We start from the raw sequence: 4,520 nt of genomic DNA on the forward strand, positions 1-4,520 counted from the left end.
TTCTTCGCCGTCACCCTCTTGACTGCGGTCTTCTTCGCTGCGGTCTTCTTCGCCGTCACCCTCTTGACTGCGGTCTTCTTCGCTGCGGTCTTCTTCGCCGCTGTCTTCTTGGCGGCGGTGCGGGCCGACTTCTTCGCCGCCGTCTTCGTCGCCGCTGCCTTTTTGGCGACAACCTTCTTCGCCGTCTTTCCTGCCGCGGCTTTCTTGGCGACGGCCTTTTTGGCCGCAGTCTTCTTCACAGCAGTCTTCTTGGCAGCAGCCGTGCCGGCCGCCTTTCTGGCCGCAGTCTTCTTCGCAGCCGTCTTCTTCGCAGCCGTCTTCCGCACGGTGGCAGTCTTGCGCGAGGGGCTGGACGTGCGGGCGGCCAGCGTCCGGGACGGCCCGGCATCTGTCGGGGAGTCGGCGTTGACATTCGAACGCACGGTGCGTCCGCGCCTCGGCGCACCCACGCGGCGCAACGCTCGCCCAATACGTCCGACGGCAGCCATGAAGCCCCTTTCGTCGCCGGCCACGTCGTGACGGCGTCGCCGATCAGCGCCAGCAAAGGCGGTAAATATATGGGCTTTGATCACGAGTCGCCAAGTCAACCCGCCGCGCACGAAGCGGGGCTGCAGGGCCGAGAGTCGCTATGCTCGTCGGTGCACGACAGCACGACCTTGCAACGACGAGGACAAGTAGCGGCGGAATCTGGCCCGAAGCGACCTGGGGACGGTGTGAGCCCAGGGGCGCCGGCCCGTCGCGAAATCACCTCCGAGCAACCGGAAGAACAGCCGCTCTCGGCCCAGTAGAACCGGAAAGGCAACGAAGCGGACGCGCTCCGGCGCGTCAACGAGGGTGGTACCGCGGTGCCACGCCGAGCCGGTCAGCGGCGCGGCGGGCGTCGTCCCTCGGGTCGCAGGTCGCTACGACTCGAGAGGTGCACCGCATGACGTCCGAGCAGGGCGGCTACCGCCCGCTGACCCCGCATGTCGACCTCCCCGCTCTGGATCACGCCGTCATCGAGCGTTGGCGTGACGCCAAGGTCTTCCAGCGCAGCCTGGATGCGACGGCGCACAACCCGCGCTGGACGTTCTACGAGGGCCCGCCCACCGCCAACGGCATGCCCGGCACCCATCACGTCGAGGCGCGGGTGTTCAAGGACGTCTTCCCGCGGTACCGGACGATGAAGGGCTACCACGTCCCCCGCATCGCCGGCTGGGACTGCCACGGCCTGCCCGTCGAGCTGGCGGTCGAGAAGGAGCTCGGCTTCACCGGCAAGCCGGACATCGAGGCCTACGGCATCGCGGAGTTCAACGCCCGGTGCCGCGCGGACGTCCAGCGACACGTGGACGCGTTCGAGACGATGAGCGAACGCATGGGTTACTGGGCCGACTACGAGCACGCCTACTGGACGATGACCCGCGAGTACGTCGAGTCGGTGTGGTGGGCACTGCAGACGATCTTCGACAAGGGTCTGCTCGTCGAGGACTTCCGGGTGGCGCCGTACTGCCCGCGGTGCGGCACCGGGCTTTCCGACCACGAGGTCGCGCAGGGTTACGAGACGCGAACCGACCCGTCGGTGTACGTGCGCTTCCCGCTGACCTCCGGGCCGTGGCAGGGCGCCGATCTGCTCGTCTGGACCACGACGCCGTGGACGCTGGTCAGCAACACCGCCGTAGCGGTCAACCCCGCCGTCGACTACGTGCGCGCGCACACGGAGCAGGGCGAGTTCATCGTCGCGCAGCCGCTGCTGCACGCGGTGCTCGGCGAGGACGTCGACGTGCTCGACACCGTCCCCGGTGCGCAGATGGAGCGGTGGACGTACCAGCGGCCGTTCGACCTCGTCGAGTTCCCGGGCGACGCGCATTACGTCGTGCTGGCCGACTACGTCACGACCGACGACGGCACCGGGCTGGTGCACCAGTCCCCCGCATTCGGCGCCGACGACTTCGCCGTCGCGAAGACCTACGGGCTGCCCGTCGTGAACCCGATCGGGCCGGACGGGCATTTCGCTGCGGACATCCCGCTGGTCGGCGGCCAGTTCTTCAAAGACGCCGACGAGGCCTTGACCGCCGACCTGCGCGCGCGCGGGATCCTGTTCCGGCACGTCGCGTACGAGCACAGCTACCCGCACTGCTGGCGGTGCCACACGCCGCTGATGTACTACGCGCTGCCGTCCTGGTACGTGCGCACCACGGCGATCAAGGACGAGTTGCTCGCGCAGAACGAGCAGACGAAGTGGTTCCCGGAAACGATCAAGCACGGACGCTACGGCGACTGGCTGACCAACAACGTCGACTGGGCGCTCTCGCGGGACCGCTACTGGGGCACGCCGCTACCCATCTGGCGCAACGACGCCGATCCTACGAAGTTGATCTGCGTCGGCTCGCTCGCCGAGCTGCAGCGCCTGTCCGGCGTCGAGCTCGCCGACCCGCACCGGCCGTTCGTCGACGACGTGACCTTCACGCTCGACGGTGAGGAGGGCACCTACCGACGGGTGCCGCAGGTGATCGACGCGTGGTTCGACTCCGGTTCCATGCCGTTCGCGCAATTCGGCGCCCCGCACCGCAACGCCGAACTCGCCCGCGAGTCCTACCCCGCCGACTTCATCTGCGAGGCCATCGACCAGACCCGCGGCTGGTTCTACACGTTGATGACGATCGGCACGCTGGTGTTCGAGGAGTCCAGCTACCGCAACGTCGTGTGCCTCGGCCACATCGTGGCCGAAGACGGCCGCAAGATGAGCAAGCACCTCGGCAACATCCTGGAACCGATCCCGTTGATGGACCGGCACGGCGCCGACGCGGTGCGGTGGTTCATGGCGTGCAGCGGCTCACCGTGGGTGTCGCGGCGGGTCGGCCACAAGGCACTGGAGGAGATTGCCTCCAAGGTGATCCGGACCTACTGGTCGGTGGCCTCGTTCCAGTCGCTGTACGCCCGGGCGAACGGCTGGGCGCCCGGGCAGACACCGGCCGCCGGGCAGCGGCAGGTGCTCGACCGCTGGGCGCTCTCGCGAGCACACCGGCTGGCGCGCGACGTCGACGCGGCGATGGGCGACTACGACACGGCGCGGGCGGGCCGGTTGCTCGCGGCGTACGTCGACGACCTGTCCAACTGGTACGTGCGTCGGTCGCGTCGACGGTTCTGGGACGGCGACGCCGCCGCGCTCGGCACGCTGCACGAGTGCCTGGACGTGCTGACCCGGCTGCTCGCGCCGTTCATCCCGTTCGTCACGGACGAGGTCTGGGACGCGCTGTTCGTACCGGCCGGTGGCGCCGACTCGGTGCACCTGACGGCTTGGCCGGAGCCGGACGGGGCGCTCGTCGACGACGAGCTGGAGGAGCAGGTCGCCCTCGTGCGGCGGTTGATCGAGCTCGGCCGTGCCGCCCGGGCGGATTCGAAGATGAAGACCCGGCAGCCGCTGGCGCAGGCGCTGGTGTCCGCCCCGGGGTGGGCGACGCTGCCCGACGACCTGCGTGATCAGATCCGCGACGAGCTCAATGTCGTCGCGGTCAGCGGACTCGGCGACGCCGGCGAGCTCGTCGAGCTCTCGGTGAAGGCGAACTTCCGCGAACTCGGCCGCCGGTTCGGCAAACGCACACAGACAGTGGCGTCGGCGATCGCGGCCGTCGACCCCGAGCAGTTCGTGGCGGCCTTCCGGCGTGGCGAAGCGACAGTGCCGGTGGACGGCGAGTCGGTGCTCATCGGCGCGGACGAGGTGATCATCTCCGAAACGCCGCGATCAGGTTGGGCGGTCGCGTCGTCGGCCTCGGACACCGTGGCGCTGGACCTCGAGCTGACACACGAACTGCGGCTTGCCGGTACCGCGCGCGAGGTCGTCCGGCTGATACAGGAGGCACGCAAGAACGCCGGGTTCGAGGTCAGCGACCGCATCGAGCTGTGGTGGCGCGTGGGCGGCTCACCGGAGCCCGCGGAAGCCATCCGGGCACACGAACAGCTGCTTGCGGCCGAGGTACTCGCCGACGTCGTGCGCGAAGGTCTGCCCGACGATGAGGACGCGTACTTCCCGGCCGGCGACGAGGAGATGGGCCTGCGGATCTGGCTGCGCAGAATCTGACCCTGCGGTCGTCGCCGTAGATCTTGATGCGCTGACCGGGCCATAGCCCGGTCAGCGCATCAAGATCGCAACGTTCAGGAGCGTGAGCACAGGGAGCACGGCTGGAAACCCTGCTCGACGGCGCCGTCGAAATCCATCGCCACCGCCGACTGACCCTTGATGATCAAGCAGTCGTGCGTGTGGTACCGCGGGCGACCGTCGAGCACCCACACCTGGCGGGTCGCTGCGCCGCGCTGCTCTTCAGCGCTCTGCTGCTCGGCACGCTGCTGCTCGGCACGCTGCTGCTCGGCACGCTGCTGCTCGGCACGTTCCTGCTCGGCGCGCTCAGCCTCAGCGCGTTCCTGCTCGGCGCGCTCAGCCTCAGCGCGTTCCTGCTCCGCACGCTCAGCCTCAGCGCGTTCCTGCTCGGCGCGTTCCTGCTCGGCGCGTTCCTGCTCGGCGCGTTCCTGCTCGGCGCGTTCCT

3 protein-coding genes are annotated in these 4,520 nt (G+C 68.8%); 2 read left to right on the plus strand and 1 reads right to left on the minus strand.

Features of this window, described 5'->3' with window-relative positions; all coding sequences use genetic code 11:
- Positions 1-326: histone H1-like repetitive region-containing protein (locus ACFFCN_RS05840; RefSeq protein ID WP_375490200.1), on the minus strand; the 326-nt coding region annotated here is incomplete at its 3' end.
- A 599-nt stretch (positions 327-925) separates the two neighbouring features.
- On the opposite strand from ACFFCN_RS05840, the gene ileS reads away from it, so the two are divergent.
- The gene (ileS, locus tag ACFFCN_RS05845) at positions 926-4,057 is read left to right on the plus strand and encodes an isoleucine--tRNA ligase (RefSeq protein WP_375490201.1); all 3,132 of its coding nucleotides are present in this window, start codon (positions 926-928) and stop codon (positions 4,055-4,057) included.
- 173 nt (positions 4,058-4,230) lie between these two features.
- Positions 4,231-4,520: hypothetical protein (locus ACFFCN_RS05850; RefSeq protein ID WP_375490202.1), on the plus strand; the 290-nt coding region annotated here is incomplete at its 3' end.

It is taken from the genome of uncultured Jatrophihabitans sp. (assembly GCF_964246335.1).
Taxonomy (GTDB): domain Bacteria; phylum Actinomycetota; class Actinomycetes; order Mycobacteriales; family Jatrophihabitantaceae; genus Jatrophihabitans.